This window comes from Mesorhizobium xinjiangense (assembly GCF_009749525.1).
Classification (GTDB): Bacteria; Pseudomonadota; Alphaproteobacteria; order Rhizobiales; family Rhizobiaceae; genus Mangrovimarina; species Mangrovimarina xinjiangensis.
Genome location: NZ_WOAC01000033.1, coordinates 14,207 through 27,505, shown reverse-complemented (window position 1 = coordinate 27,505; position 13,299 = coordinate 14,207). Strand labels below are relative to the sequence as shown.

At 61.5% G+C, this 13,299-nt stretch carries 13 protein-coding genes and 1 pseudogene; 9 read left to right on the top strand and 5 right to left on the bottom strand.

The window, feature by feature from the left end; genetic code table 11:
• Positions 1-7 precede the first annotated feature (7 nt).
• On the bottom strand, positions 8-1,204 hold the full coding sequence (locus GM909_RS23850) for a Tm-1-like ATP-binding domain-containing protein (RefSeq protein ID WP_157019910.1): 1,197 nt from the start codon (positions 1,202-1,204) through the stop codon (positions 8-10).
• A gap of 71 nt (positions 1,205-1,275) precedes the next feature.
• Here GM909_RS23850 and GM909_RS23845 point away from each other — a divergent pair, with 71 nt between their 5' ends.
• The 8 genes from GM909_RS23845 (at position 1,276) to GM909_RS23810 (ending at position 8,677) form a co-directional block, all read left to right on the top strand.
• A complete protein-coding gene (locus tag GM909_RS23845; protein WP_157019908.1) occupies positions 1,276-1,908 on the top strand; it encodes a TetR/AcrR family transcriptional regulator in 633 nt (210 codons plus the stop codon).
• 355 nt (positions 1,909-2,263) lie between these two features.
• On the top strand, positions 2,264-3,574 hold the full coding sequence (locus GM909_RS23840) for an ABC transporter substrate-binding protein (protein ID WP_157019906.1): 1,311 nt from the start codon (positions 2,264-2,266) through the stop codon (positions 3,572-3,574).
• Between the two features lie 86 nt (positions 3,575-3,660).
• The gene (locus GM909_RS23835) at positions 3,661-4,566 is read left to right on the top strand and encodes a carbohydrate ABC transporter permease (RefSeq protein WP_157019904.1); all 906 of its coding nucleotides are present in this window, start codon (positions 3,661-3,663) and stop codon (positions 4,564-4,566) included.
• A gap of 1 nt (position 4,567) precedes the next feature.
• Positions 4,568-5,527 carry a carbohydrate ABC transporter permease gene (locus GM909_RS23830; RefSeq protein ID WP_157019902.1) on the top strand — a complete coding sequence of 320 codons (960 nt, stop codon included), beginning with the start codon at positions 4,568-4,570 and terminating at the stop codon, positions 5,525-5,527.
• Positions 5,524-5,781, top strand: coding sequence for a hypothetical protein (locus GM909_RS23825; RefSeq protein ID WP_157019900.1), 258 nt, complete (start codon positions 5,524-5,526; stop codon positions 5,779-5,781). The genes GM909_RS23830 and GM909_RS23825 overlap by 4 nt, the downstream gene beginning before the upstream one ends.
• A complete protein-coding gene (locus GM909_RS23820) occupies positions 5,778-6,881 on the top strand; it encodes an ABC transporter ATP-binding protein (RefSeq protein ID WP_157019896.1) in 1,104 nt (367 codons plus the stop codon). The genes GM909_RS23825 and GM909_RS23820 overlap by 4 nt, the downstream gene beginning before the upstream one ends.
• Before the next feature lie 3 nt (positions 6,882-6,884).
• Entirely contained in the window at positions 6,885-7,961 is a 1,077-nt protein-coding gene (locus GM909_RS23815) for an ABC transporter ATP-binding protein (RefSeq protein WP_157019894.1), read from the top strand.
• A gap of 320 nt (positions 7,962-8,281) precedes the next feature.
• Positions 8,282-8,677, top strand: a complete 396-nt coding sequence (locus GM909_RS23810; protein WP_157019892.1) for a YybH family protein — start codon at positions 8,282-8,284, stop codon at positions 8,675-8,677.
• 59 nt (positions 8,678-8,736) lie between these two features.
• On the opposite strand, the pseudogene GM909_RS23805 reads toward GM909_RS23810, so the two are convergent.
• From GM909_RS23805 to GM909_RS23790, 4 genes and pseudogenes are all read right to left on the bottom strand, one after another.
• Positions 8,737-8,946: pseudogene (locus GM909_RS23805) on the bottom strand (transposase domain-containing protein); the annotation flags it as partial.
• A 36-nt stretch (positions 8,947-8,982) separates the two neighbouring features.
• Complete coding sequence (locus GM909_RS23800; protein WP_157019940.1) at positions 8,983-9,699, bottom strand: FadR/GntR family transcriptional regulator; 717 nt, start codon at positions 9,697-9,699, stop codon at positions 8,983-8,985.
• A gap of 2 nt (positions 9,700-9,701) precedes the next feature.
• Positions 9,702-10,871, bottom strand: coding sequence for a mandelate racemase/muconate lactonizing enzyme family protein (locus tag GM909_RS23795; RefSeq protein ID WP_157019890.1), 1,170 nt, complete (start codon positions 10,869-10,871; stop codon positions 9,702-9,704).
• Between the two features lie 56 nt (positions 10,872-10,927).
• The gene (locus GM909_RS23790; protein WP_157019888.1) at positions 10,928-11,815 is read right to left on the bottom strand and encodes a sugar phosphate isomerase/epimerase family protein; all 888 of its coding nucleotides are present in this window, start codon (positions 11,813-11,815) and stop codon (positions 10,928-10,930) included.
• A 342-nt stretch (positions 11,816-12,157) separates the two neighbouring features.
• Between GM909_RS23790 and GM909_RS23785 the strand changes: the two genes are divergently transcribed.
• Positions 12,158-13,219, top strand: a complete 1,062-nt coding sequence (locus tag GM909_RS23785) for a sugar phosphate isomerase/epimerase family protein (protein WP_157019886.1) — start codon at positions 12,158-12,160, stop codon at positions 13,217-13,219.
• The last annotated feature ends 80 nt before the right edge of the window (positions 13,220-13,299 follow it).

The following is a 13,299-nucleotide window of genomic DNA, read 5'->3' as shown; positions in this document are numbered from 1 at the left end:
CAGACACTCACGGACTGGCGATTTCGAGGAAGGCGGCGACTGCCGCCGCGGCGAATTCGGGATCGTTGATGTGCAGCGGCAGTCGAACGACGCGGCGGCTATTCGTCTGCTGGATCGTTTCTTCAAGCGCCTCGAAAAGGGCAGCGTCTGCTTCAGGGTCAAAAAAAGCTCCGCCCTCGATGTCGAGCGCCGAGACGCCCTTTTCGGGGATCAGGAAGCGCACGGGCCCGGCGCACTGATTGAGCTTCGCCCCGATCCATTCGCCGATGCGGCGGCACTCCTCGGCCGTGGTGCGCATCAAGGTGACATTCGGATTGTGCTTGTAGAACTTGCGGCCCCGATAGCGCTCGGGGATCGTCTCGGGCGCCCAGAAATTGACCATGTCGAGAGCGCCTACCGATCCTACATAGGGTAGACCAGTGCGGGCGATCGCTCCGAACCTGTCTTCGGTTGCCGGCAGTACGCCGCCGAACAGGTGGTCGCAGACTTCGGTCGTGGTGATGTCGAGAATGCCTGTCAGCATCGAGCTGTCGGCCAGTTTCTCCATCGTGCGGCCGCCTGTGCCTGTGGCGTGGAAGACCATGCAGTCATAGGAGCCCCGCAGGTGCTCGACGATCGCGGTCACGCACGGTGTGGTGACGCCGAACATCGTCAGGCCGACGGAGGACTTGTCCCCGGTCTCCGGCGCCGGCACGGCCGCCATTGCGGCGATGGCCCGGCCCGCATTGTGCAGAATGACCCTGCTCAACCGGTTCAGGCCGGCAATGTCGGTGACGGACGGCACCATGATGATGTCGGAGACATCGACGTAGGGTGCCGTGTCGCCGGAGGCGAGCGTCGAGACCATGATCTTTGGAACGCCATAGGGCAGGCGTCGCATGCCGGCGGTGGCGATTGCCGTGCCGCCGCCGCCGCCAAGGCCGATCATGGCGGAAATGTCGGTGCGCGAGGCGACGAAGGCGGAGAAGGCATCGGACATTGCTGCGACGGCGGTGCCGCGGTCGTCGGTGGCCAGAACGGCGTTCGCGCCAAGGCGATGGTGGCTGGCGACTTCGGCGGCTACGATGTCGGCAGTGATCGACGGTTCGCGCGTGCCGATGTCGACGATCAGCGGATTGCCGCCGGCATCGCGGACCACGCCAGCCAGATAGGCCAGTTCTTCTCCCTTGGTATCGGCCGTGCCGACGACATAGATGCGCGCCATTCCGCCTCCTTCTCATCGTCGGCCGCCACGAAAGGCGTTGCAATTTGATGAGACGCGCGTATCATATTGATATGGATATCTCACGTCAACAACGAGAGAAGGTCGCTGAGCGCGGGCCTCGGGCTCGGACGCGGCGGCTGATGCTGGAGACGGCGACGCGGCTGATGCAGGAGGGGAAAACGCCCTCGGTCAGCGAGGTGGCTGAAGCCGCCGAGGTCTCGCGCGCCACGGCCTATCGCTACTTTCCAAGCCAGGCTGCGCTCGTGCATGCCGTGGTCGACGAGGCGCTCGGTCCGATCCTGACATGGCAATCGCAATCGGATGACGCCCGGCAGCGCGTCGGGGAATTGTTGCGCAGCTCCATGCCCCGGATCGCCGAATTCGAGGCGACCTTCCGTGCTGCGCTGAAGCTGTCTCTGGAGCAGGCGGCGCAGGGGGAGGGCAGTTCGGATGCGGAGCCGCGTTTTACGCGCGGGCACCGCGTCGATCTTCTGAAGCAGGCCTTGCAGCCATTGCGCGGAACGTTGCCGCCGCAGCAGGTCGGCCGGCTGGCGCAGGCGCTTTCGCTCATGTTCGGCGTGGAGGTGCTGATCGTCTTGAAGGACATGTGGGGCCTGAGCGAGCGGCAGGCCTTTTCCGTGGCCGAATGGGCGGCGCTGTCCTTGGTAGAGGCAACGATCGCGGGAGGGCAGAAAGGCGGGTAGGCAGGGCTCTTAACTGGTTTGACCAGATTGGCTCAATTCGTGCACCCTCACTGGCGGGTATTGACCAGCATCCCTATTGTGGACTTTCATGGCCAGCTGCAAAAATCGGTTGAAATGGGTAAATTTTGGGCAAGTAGCCCAAAAGTCGGGTTTGCGAGAGTGTGAAGAGGGCTTGACTATTCTTCAATTTTGGTAATACCAGATTGGGTCTGAAGGTATTGGAGGATATCCTTCGGATTGTCGGCGGAACGAGGAGAATGAACAGGGAACTTGCGGGCTGCGGCAACTTCGGCACAACCCGCAATGAAGCGCGAGGCCGGCCGAAGCCGGCATGTGCAAAACGGGAGGAATGAACATGCGAAATAGAGCAACCGGCCTTCTGGCTGGCATGGCCTTTACGCTTGCCTGTGGGACGTCGGCGTTCGCGCAGGAGCTCACCATCTTCTGGGCCGAATGGGATCCGGCGAACTATCTGCAGGAACTCGTAAACGAGTACGAGGCAGAGACCGGAGTCCGCGTAACGGTGGAGACCACGCCGTGGTCGGACTTCCAGACCAAGGCCTTCACCGAGTTCAATGCGCGCGGCTCGGCGTACGACATGGTTGTCGGCGATTCACAGTGGCTTGGTGCGGCGTCCGAGGCGGGACACTATGTTGATCTGACGGAGTTCTTCAACAAGCACAACCTTAGCGAAGTGATGGCTCCGGCGACGGTCAAGTACTACGCCGAATACCCTTCCAATTCCGGAAAATACTGGGCGATCCCGGCTGAAGGCGATGCGGTCGGCTGGTCCTACCGCAAGGACTGGTTTGAAGATCCGGCCGAGATGGCCGCCTTCAAGGAAAAATACGGCTACGATCTGGCGCCGCCGGAGACCTGGGCCCAGATGCGCGACATCGCGGAGTTCTTCCACCGTCCGGACGACAACCGCTATGGCATCGCCATCTATACGGACAACTCCTATGACGGCCTGGTGATGGGGGTCGAGAACGCCATCTTCTCCTATGGCGGCGAACTCGGCAACTACGAGACCTACGAGGTCGAGGGCATCGTCAATTCCGAGCAGAACGTGAAGGCGCTCGAGGTGTACCGGGAACTCTACGGCTTCACGCCCCCCGGTTGGGCCAAGACCTTCTTCGTCGAGAACAATCAGGCGATCACCGAGAACCTGGCGGCGATGAGCATGAACTACTTCGCCTTCTTCCCGGCGCTGGTGAACGAGGCATCGAACCCGAATGCTGCGGTGACCGGCTTCTTCGCCAATCCGACCGGTCCGGACGGTGACCAGTTTGCCGCTCTCGGCGGGCAGGGCATCTCCATCGTCTCCTATTCGGAGAACCAGGAAGAGGCGATGAAATTCCTCGAGTGGTTCATTCGTGACGACGTGCAGAAGCGCTGGGCCGAGCTCGGCGGCTACACGGCCCACGCCAAGACGCTGGAGTCGGAGGAATTCCGCAACGCGACACCCTACAACGAGGCCTTCTACCAGACCATGTTCAAGGTGAAGGATTTCTGGGCGACGCCGGAATATGCCGAGCTGCTGATCCAGATGAACCAGCGCATCTATCCCTACATCACGGCGGGCGAGGGCACGGCCAAGGATGCGCTCGACGCATTGGCCGCCGACTGGAAGTCGACCTTCGAAAAATACAAGCGCTACGAGTAGGCCTGGCGGAACTGCGAGAGGGCGGCCACGGTCGCCCCTCGCGTCATTCGGCGGGCATGACCCCTGTGACCGGGAGGAGTAGGTCTTTGGCAACCCTTGTGATGACGAGGCTGGATCCACAATCGCGCGCTGCGCGCCGCGGCTGGAGCGACCTCACGATCCGCAACGCGTTCATCATTCCGACGATCGTGTTCCTGATCGTCTTCAACATCTTTCCGTTGCTCTATTCGCTGTATTATTCCTTCACGGATTTCCGCGCTTCGACGAATGCGCCGGCGAACTGGGTGGGCCTCGCCAACTACCGCGAGCTGCTCAATGACCCCTTCATCTGGGCCAATTTCGCCATCACGGCGAAATACGTCATCGTCTCCGTGGCAGGTCAGGTCATCGTCGGCTTCGGCGTGGCGATGCTTCTCAACCGGTCGATCCCGTTCAAGGGGTTCATCACCACGCTGCTGCTGCTGCCGATGATGCTGTCCATGGCCGTGGTCGGGCTGTTCTGGAAGCTGCTTTACGACCCCTCGTTCGGCATCATCAACTATGCGCTGGGTCTGGGCCGCTTCGAATGGCTCTCCAATCCCGACATGGCGCTCTATGCGGTGGCGATCACCGACATATGGATGTGGTCGCCCTTCGTGATGCTCTTGTCTTTGGCGGGACTTTCAGCGGTGCCGAAGCATCTCTACGAGGCGGCTGCGATCGACCGCGCCGGACCCTTCTACACATTTTTCCGTATAACGCTGCCGCTGGTCGCGCCCATCCTGATGATCGCGATCATCTTTCGCACCATGGAAGCGTTCAAGACATTCGACCTGGCCTTCATCCTGACCAGCCAGCCTTCCGCGGAGGTGATCTCGATCCGCCTCTACAAGATGGCGTTCCAGGAATGGCAGACCGGCATGTCGAGCGCGCTCGCCTACATCATGCTGATCATGGTCGTCGCCATCACCAACATCTACGTGAAATACCTCAACAAGGTGAAGGAGCGCTAAGGTGGCCGCAGTCAAGACACGCTCCGAAGTCGCCCTCAACAGAATTGCGATCGTCTCCGTTCTGATCGTGACGATCATCTTCCTGGCGCCGATCTACTGGATCGCGTCCACAGCCTTCAAGCCGCGCCACCTGGCGACCACCATCCCGCCCACGGTGGTGTTCCAGCCGGAGACATCGCCGTTCGTGAAGCTGTTCCTGCGCCGCTCGCAGTTGCGCGAGCAGCCGACGCCGGAGGAATACGCCGCCGCACCCTGGTGGGAGCAGCTGGTGTTCGACGGTGGCGAAAAGGTGGTCCGCGACGGGCGCGGCAATGTTCAGTTCTCAGGCTATCCGAGCCGTTTCATGAATTCGCTGATCGTGGCGGTGGTCTCCACCATTCTCGCGGTCGGCATGGGAACGCTGACCGCCTACGGCTTCTCGCGCTTCAAGGTGGCAGGGGAACAGGACTGGCTGTTCTTTATCTTGTCGACGCGAATGCTGCCACCCGTGGTGGTGGCGATCCCGATGTTCCTGATGTACCGCTGGTTCGCTCTCAACGACACGCATCTCGGGCTGATAATTCTCTACACCGCGTTCAATCTCTCCTTCTCGGTCTGGCTGATGAAGGGCTTCATCGACGAGATCCCGAGGGAGTATGAGGAAGCGGCGCTGGTTGACGGCTATACGCGCATGGAGGCCTTCTTCAAGATCGTCCTTCCCGAGGCCGCGACCGGCATCGCCGCCACCGCCGTGTTCTGTTTCATCATCGCATGGAACGAATACGCCTTCGCGCTCATCATGACGCGTCGCGACGCACAGACCGCACCGCCCTTCATTCCCAGCCAGGTGGGTTCGGGTCTGCCGGACTGGACGGTCATCGCGGCCGGCACCTTCCTGTTCCTGCTGCCGGTTGCAATCTTCACCTTCCTCCTGCGCAATCACCTGCTCAGGGGCATGAGCTTCGGAGCAATCCGCAAATGAGTTTCCGCGAACTCAACCGCCGCTATCTCGAACCGGGATCGATGTGGCTGATGATCTTCGGCATCGTGGCTCTCTGCCAGCCGTGGAACTTCCTGCTGCACCGCTACGGCATCACGATCACGATCTTCGGGCTGGCGTGCTTCATCATCACCTCGCATATCGGGCCAGGGTCCATAGGTGCCGACGACGATGTTGAGCATGATGCCTTCGACGTTTCCGACCACCACGAAGGGAAGGCCGGAGGAAGCACATGACGCATATCGAGCTTCGCGGCGTCCAGAAATGGTTTGGCAGCGTCCAGGTCATCAAGGACATGAACCTGACGATCGAGGACGGGGAGTTCATCGTCATGCTCGGCCAGTCGGGCTGCGGCAAGACGACGACCTTGCGCGCGATCGCCGGGCTCGAGACGATCGACGAGGGCGACATCCTCATCGACGGCAGGGCGGTTCAACACCTCAAGGCCTCCGACCGCGACATCGCCATGGTGTTCCAGTCCTTCTCCCTCTACCCGCACATGACGGTCTTCGAGAACATCGCCTTTCCACTACGCGCCACGCGCATGAACAAGGACGACCTCGAAAGCCGCGTGCGCGAGATCGCCAGCGTGCTGCGGATCACCGATCTTCTCGACCGCCGGCCCTCGGCATTGTCGGGCGGCGACATGCAACGCGTGGCGATCGGTCGGGCATTGGTGCGCCATCCCAAGGCGATGCTGATGGACGAGCCGATCGGTGCGCTCGATGCCAAGCTGCGCGAGGAGATGCGCGCCGAAATCAAGCGGCTGCACGTCAAGCAGGGCTCGACCACGGTCTATGTGACGCACGATCAGGTGGAGGCCATGAGCCTGGCCGACCGCATCGTCATCATGCATGAGGGCGTCCTGCAGCAGGTCGGTACGCCTGAAGAAGTCTATGCCCACCCGTACAATCTGTTCGTTGCCCAGTTCGTCGGCAGCCCGGTGATGAACGTCGCCGACGCGCGGGTCAGCGAGGAGGGCGGCGCGGTGCGTGTCCACCTCGATCCCAGGGACGCCGGCTTCGAGTTTCCGAGTAGGCTGCTCGCCAAACTCAACGGCCACGCCTCAGGCGGCCTGTCGCTCGGCATCCGGCCCGAAGGGGTGCTCGTGTCACGCGAATCCAAGGCGGGGTATCTGCCCTTGGCGGCACACATCATCGAGCCGCTCGGCTCGCACGATATCGTCGATCTCCAGGTCGGCGGCGGCGTGATCCGTGCCCGGACACCTGCCGGCTTCGTGCCGCGGGTCGGCGAAACGGTCCATGTCCGCATCGACCCCGAGCAGGCACATTTCTTCGACACGGCGACCGGCAGGTCTCTCGGAGTGAAATTGTAGGTCATGGCGCATATCGAGCTCAGAAACATCACCAAGACATTCGGTGCCAAGACGGCGCTGAAAGGGCTGGACCTTGAAGTCGAGGACGGCCAGTTCTTCGTGCTGCTTGGCGAAACCGGTGCCGGCAAGACGACGACGCTGCGCATCGTGGCGGGATTGGAGAAACCGACCGAGGGGACCGTTCTGATCGACGGCGTCGATGTCAGCGATTGGGGGGCGGCGGAGCGTGACGTGGCGCTGGTGCTGCAGCAATACTCGCTTTATCCCCGCTATACGGTTCGCGAAAATCTGGAGTTTCCGCTCAAGTCGAAGATCAGGAAGGTCGAGCCGGACGACATGGCGCGGCGCGTCGACCGGGTCGCCAGGACGCTGCGCATCGATCACCTGCTCGACCGCAAGACGGACCGGCTTTCAGGCGGTGAGATGCAGCGCGTTTCGATTGGCCGTGCGATCGTCAGGCAACCGCGCGTGTTCCTGATGGATGAGCCCCTGTCGGCGCTGGACGCGAAGCTGCGCGAGACGCTCAGGACCGAGCTCAAGAACCTGCAGATGAACCTTGGCGCGACCTTCCTGTTCGTGACCCATGATCAGGTCGAGGCGATGTCGATGGGTGACAGGATCGGCGTGCTCGACAATGGGCGCCTCGTTCAGGTGGGAACACCTTCGGAGATCTACGGCAATCCCCGCAACACGTTCGTGGCACGGTCGGTGGGCTCGCCACCCATGAACCTGATCGACGGCTCGCTCTCCGGCGGGCTGGCGGTGACGGACGCCGGCTTCTCGCTCCCGGTCGCCGCATCGGCGAACGGCGCGGGCAACGGGCGTCCGATCACGTTCGGCATTCGTCCCGAGGACATGTTCCTCGATCCGGGCGCCCCGGCGGAAGCCGCCGTGCATGACGTGGAGAACCATGGCGTCGCCAAGATCGTGACCTTGCGGGTCGGCGAGGGGCTGGTGCGGCTGACAACGTCTGCGCGCGACCGCCTGGCGATCGACGAGCAGGTGCGTTTCTCCTGGGATCCGGAAAAGGTCGTCCTCTTCGACAAGACCAGCGGACTAAGCTTGCGCCACAATACCTGACGGGCCTGATGGCGCCTGCCTGGCTTGGTCTGCTCCACACAATCTGGAGATTCAAACGGCTTCGTGCATCGCCGCTGCCTCTGGGTGAAGAGTAAACGGGGTGCCGCTGGCACCTTGACTAGCTTGCTCAAAATTGGACGTGATCATTTGCCAGTCGCTGACGCTGGTGATAAAGACGCACCATGGAATTTGTTCGCGCTTTCACTTTGATTATTATCACCATTCATCGAGTGGTGGGTTAAGCACGTCATATTTCAAGACAAAGCAACCCGCCGCGAGGCGGGTTTTGTTTTCCGCTCGCGGCCATTTTGGAGTCCAGAATGTCCGACCATCCCTTGAAAACCCTTATCGAATCTGCAGACCGTTCCATATCGGCCAAAGACTTCGACGGCTTGATGCGATTTTACACCGATGATGCCACCTTGGTGGTCAAGGCAGGCATGTACGCCAAAGGCAAAGACCAGATCAGGAAAGCGTTCGAAGCAATCTCTGCTCATTTCCAAGGTAAATTGAAAGTCCGCCAAGGGAGGATGGAGGTGATCGAGGGCGGAGACACAGCGCTGGTCATCATGGAAACCTGGTTGGATGCCGTCGACGAAAGCGGCATTGCGACGTCGACGGTACGACGTGCCACCTATGTGTTTCGTCGGGACTCGTCTGGCACCTGGTTATGCGCTGTAGACAATTCCTACGGCACGGCTCTCCTCGATAGCTGAGAAGGCTCCCGGCCCGGTGCCCACGTTGGGTCGGGGGACAGCGTTCCGGTTGGCGCAGATTACGTTGCCGCATACTTCCACGGCTGAAGCTGATCGATCCGGCTCTGTTTATGGCCGTTGACAATGACGGTCAGGGTGGCCGTCAGATAGGCGAAGGGATCAACCGAATTGAGCTTGCACGTTTCGATGAGCGACGCGATGGTCGCCCAGTTCTCTGCGCCAGCATCACGACCAGCAAAGAGCGCGTTCTTCCGATTGAGCGATATCGGTGAAGATTGTGCGCGGAGACAATCTCGGGGCGGCGCTCAGGCGCTTTCGAGCTCGGAGTTGGGATTGTTCGCGTCGGTGCCGCTGATCAGGCCCTTCCAGTAGCTTTCCGCACCCTGCAGATGGGCGCTCATCAGGGCCTGTGCGAGGTTGCCGTCCCGCCGCTCCAGCGCCTCATAGATCTGGATATGCTCGGCGTGCGAGCGCCGACCGCGTTCGGGGTCCGAGAAATAGACGGGCAGACGCTGCTCGCCCATCACGTAGTAGATCGAGCAGATCTTGTGAAAGACGCTGTTCTTGGTGGCACGCACGATCTCGAGGTGAAAATCACGGTCCTCGCGCGCAAGCGGCTCTCCTTTGGCCACCTTCTCTTCGGAACGGGCCAGAATTTCGCGCAACCGTTCGAAATTTTCCTCCGTGGCCCGGGTGCAGGCGAGTTCGGCAGCCTTGATCTCGTGGATCTTCCTGAGTTCCACCGTCTCGTAGATCTGGATCGGGTCGAGCGGCAGGCCGGCCTTGGCGAACAGCGCCAGCGCCTCCACGCTGGTGTCGGTCGTCGTGAGATAGATGCCGGACTTGGCGCGGCGCTCCACGATGCGCATTGCCTCCAGTATCGCGAGCGCCTCGCGTATCTGGCCTCTGCTGACGGAAAAATGCTCCGCCAGCTCGCGCTCCGACGGCGTGCGGCCTCTTTCCGGATCGGAATGGGTGTAGAGATAAGCCGCCAGTTCGGGCAGCAGTCCGTTTTCCTTCATCGTCATGAGCCTTGCGCGTGCATTTTCAGGAATCTCTCGGAGATCGTGAATCCCAGCCCCGGCTTGTCGGGAATTGCAATCATACCATCCTTGACCTCGACGGTTTCATCGATCAGGTCGTGGATCATCGGATTGGCACCAAGCGAAAACTCGATGATGAAGCTGGCCGGCGAGGCCGCGCAGACATGCAGGCCGGCAAAGAAACAAGGAGCCCCCGCCCACAGGTGGGGCGCGAGTCTGAGATTGAAGGCGCTGGCAAGCGCTCCAATGCGCATCGCCTCCGTAATGCCGCCGCAGAAAGCCGGGTCCGGCTGGAATATGTCTGCCGCCCGCAGAATGGCGAGTTCGCGAAAGGCGAAGCGCGTGGCTTCCGACTCCCCTGTCGCGATCGGAACCGGGCCCGCAGCCCTTACCTCTGCAGTCCCACGCTTGTCGTCGGCCACCACCGGTTCCTCGAACCAGGCGAGGTCGCAATCGGCCACCATGTGGATGAACCGCTTTGCCTCCGCGACCGTGTAGGTGCCGTGGGCATCGACCATGAGGTCGACTTCGGGCCCGATCGCCTGGCGGGCCGCTCGCACACGGGCAGCCGAAACCTGGGGTCCTCCGTCCATGGCACCGACGCGCATCTTGACCGCCTGGAAGCCGCCGGACGCGATATAGGCGTTGAGCTGTTCGCCGATGTTGCCCGCATCGGCCCAGCCGCCCGAGGCGTAAGCAGGCAGGCGGTCGGCTTTGCGTCCGCCGAGCAATTGCCAGACGGGCTGGCCGAGCGACTTGCCGAGAATGTCCCAAAGTGCGATGTCGATCGCACTGATTGCTGCGACTGTCAGACCCCGGCGCGACAATTCGGGCATGGCATGGCCACCCGAGCCTGCCAGATCCGCCCTTACGCCATTGTAGATCGCTTCCCAGATGGTCGTGATGTCGCCGGCGTGGCGACCAACGAGCATCGGCCCGATTTCGTGGTTGATCAGATGCACAAGCGTGCCGTATGTGCCGGCGCTGCCGGCGGCGTTCTTGCCTTCTCCCCAGCCGACGAGCCCATCATCGGTCTCGACGCGCACGATTGCGGAATCGAAGGTCTGCAGCCGGCCGAAGTCGCTGCGATGCTGGCGCTTCGCTTCTATGGGAATCGTGACCCACCATGCCCGGACCTTGCTGATACGCATGTTCGAACCCAGTCCACCGTCGCCGAGGCGGCAGCCTCGGCCTTGCATTGCGATCTCTATTTGATCAGCGGCAGGATCGTTTCCGCCGTGATGCGCATCTGGTCGGTGTAGAATTTTTCGGTGAGCAGGCTCGAACCGTGGTCCTGGATGAACTTCAGCTGCTCGGGCGAGATGTCGACCGGGTTGCGCTCGACCATGTCGGGATAGCGGTTGGCGGGCGTGCGGTCGACCGGTGCGACGAATTCGTTGGTCAGCGCGCCGTCATAACCGATATCCTCCAGGATGCAGACAATCCTTGGCCAGTCGATCGTGCCGAGACCGGCGGCAAAGCGATTGTTGTCGGCGACATGGAAGTCGAACAGGCGCTTGCCCGCCTTGCGAATCGCCTCCTCGACGTCGAATTCCTCCATGTGAAGATGATAGGCATCGAGGCAGACGCCGCATTCGGGGCTCACCGCGTCGGCCAGCGCCAGCGCCTGCTCGCCGCGGTTGAACAGGTAGGTCTCGAAGCGGTTGAGCGGTTCGACCGCCACGCGCACGCCGACCTTCTTCGCGTGGGTGAAACATTCACGTGTGGCATCCACCACCCAGTTCCATTCCTCCTCTTCCGTGCCATCCGGCACGACCTTGCCGACCGTTGACGGCACAAGGGTTATGATCTCGCCGTCGAGCTCACTCACCATCGTGAGCACGTCCTTGACATACTGGACCGAGCGCTCGCGCTGGCCCTGGTCCTTCGCGGCGAGATTGCGTTCGCCGAGCATCAACGTCACGGCGCCCCAGCAGCGTATTCCATGCTCCTTCAGCAGGGCGCGGGTCTCTGCCACCTTGTACTGTTCGGGTTCTCCTGAAATCTCGATCGATTCGTATCCGAACTGCTTGATCCGCTTCAGGGTGACTTCCAGCGGTTCGGCGCGCATCCAGTTGTGCGTCGACAGATGCATGTCCAGTTCCTCCCGTGATCGATGCGGTCTCCGGCTTTGGTCGCCATGCCGCTTTGTCATTGTTTAGCCCAAACTGGTTAGACCAATTTTGAGCCGTAAAATTCGTCTAGCGTATTATCGTTCACCCTGCAAGGACGAGTCGTGATGCCGATTTCTGTTGAAGTGCACGTATTAATGATGCTTGCCGCCATGCGGAGCCGGTGACTTGCTCACCAGCGCACAATGGTGTCTCTTGACGCGTCGGGCCTGTTTGGTATTACCAGATGACGCTGATGAAATGCGGTCCAATGAACCATATGCCAAGGCGGGAATCGGGCCGCGTGATTGGAGGAGGATAGAGCGATGCCGCAGTCGATGAAGGGCCCCGGGATATTTCTGGCGCAGTTCGCAGGGGACGAGGCGCCCTTCAATTCGCTGAAGAGCATTGCGCTGTGGGCGAGCGAGCTCGGATACAAGGGTGTCCAGATACCGACCTGGGACGGCCGTCTGTTCGATCTGGAGAAGGCGGCTTCGTCGAAGGGCTATTGCGACGAGGTGAAGGGTACATGTGCCGAGGCGGGCGTGGAGGTGACGGAGCTTTCGTGCCATCTGCAGGGGCAGCTTGTGGCGGTGCATCCGGCCTACGACGCGCAGTTCGACGGTTTTGCGCCTGAAAGCGTGCACAACAATCCGAAGGCCCGCCAGGCATGGGCGGTGGACCAGGCGAAGAAGTGCGCCATCGCGTCGCGCAACATGGGCCTGGACGTGGCCGTCGGCTTCACCGGGGCGCTCGCCTTTCCCTATCTCTATCCCTGGCCGCAGCGTCCGGCGGGACTGATCGAGGAGGCGTTCGCCGAGTTGGCGAAGCGCTGGAAGCCGATCCTCGACGTCTACGAGGAGAACGGGGTCGATCTGGGCTTCGAGATCCATCCGGGCGAGGACATATTCGATGGCGCCACCTTCGAGCTGTTCCTTGACGCGCTCGACGGCCACAAGCGGTGCACGATCAACTACGATCCTTCCCACTTCGTCTTGCAGCAGCTCGACTATCTGGCCTTCATCGATATCTATCACGAGCGCATCTCCGCCTTTCATGTGAAGGACGCGGAGTTCAATCCCACCGGCAGGCAGGGCGTCTATTCGGGCTACGCCTCCTGGATGGAACGGGCGGGCCGGTTCAGGAGCCTTGGCGACGGGCAGGTGGATTTCGCCGGCATCTTCTCGAAACTGGCGCAGTACGGCTACTCCTCCTGGGCGGTTCTGGAATGGGAATGCGCGATCAAGAGCGCCGAACAGGGTGCGGCGGAAGGCGCGCCGTTCATCGACCATCATATCATTCGCGTCACCGAAAAGGCGTTCGACGATTTTGCCGGCGGCAAGTCCGACCGCGCGGCGCTCAGGAAGATGATGGGGATCGAAGGGTAGGGCGCGAAGGGGCGGTGGCGAGCGCGCACACTTGCCCGCGCAACATTGCCCCGCCGTCTCGCTCGCCACTTCGGGCCAAT

Coding starts and splice junctions, on each gene's coding strand:
- GM909_RS23785 (WP_157019886.1), top strand. CDS start 12,158: ATGCCGCAGTCGATGAAGGGCCCCGGGATATTTCTGGCGCAGTTCGCA.
- GM909_RS23850 (WP_157019910.1), bottom strand. CDS start 1,204: ATGGCGCGCATCTATGTCGTCGGCACGGCCGATACCAAGGGAGAAGAA.
- GM909_RS23800 (WP_157019940.1), bottom strand. CDS start 9,699: ATGAAGGAAAACGGACTGCTGCCCGAACTGGCGGCTTATCTCTACACC.
- GM909_RS23790 (WP_157019888.1), bottom strand. CDS start 11,815: ATGCATCTGTCGACGCACAACTGGATGCGCGCCGAACCGCTGGAAGTC.
- GM909_RS23840 (WP_157019906.1), top strand. CDS start 2,264: ATGCGAAATAGAGCAACCGGCCTTCTGGCTGGCATGGCCTTTACGCTT.
- GM909_RS23810 (WP_157019892.1), top strand. CDS start 8,282: ATGTCCGACCATCCCTTGAAAACCCTTATCGAATCTGCAGACCGTTCC.
- GM909_RS23795 (WP_157019890.1), bottom strand. CDS start 10,871: ATGCGTATCAGCAAGGTCCGGGCATGGTGGGTCACGATTCCCATAGAA.
- GM909_RS23820 (WP_157019896.1), top strand. CDS start 5,778: ATGACGCATATCGAGCTTCGCGGCGTCCAGAAATGGTTTGGCAGCGTC.
- GM909_RS23845 (WP_157019908.1), top strand. CDS start 1,276: ATGGATATCTCACGTCAACAACGAGAGAAGGTCGCTGAGCGCGGGCCT.
- GM909_RS23825 (WP_157019900.1), top strand. CDS start 5,524: ATGAGTTTCCGCGAACTCAACCGCCGCTATCTCGAACCGGGATCGATG.
- GM909_RS23815 (WP_157019894.1), top strand. CDS start 6,885: ATGGCGCATATCGAGCTCAGAAACATCACCAAGACATTCGGTGCCAAG.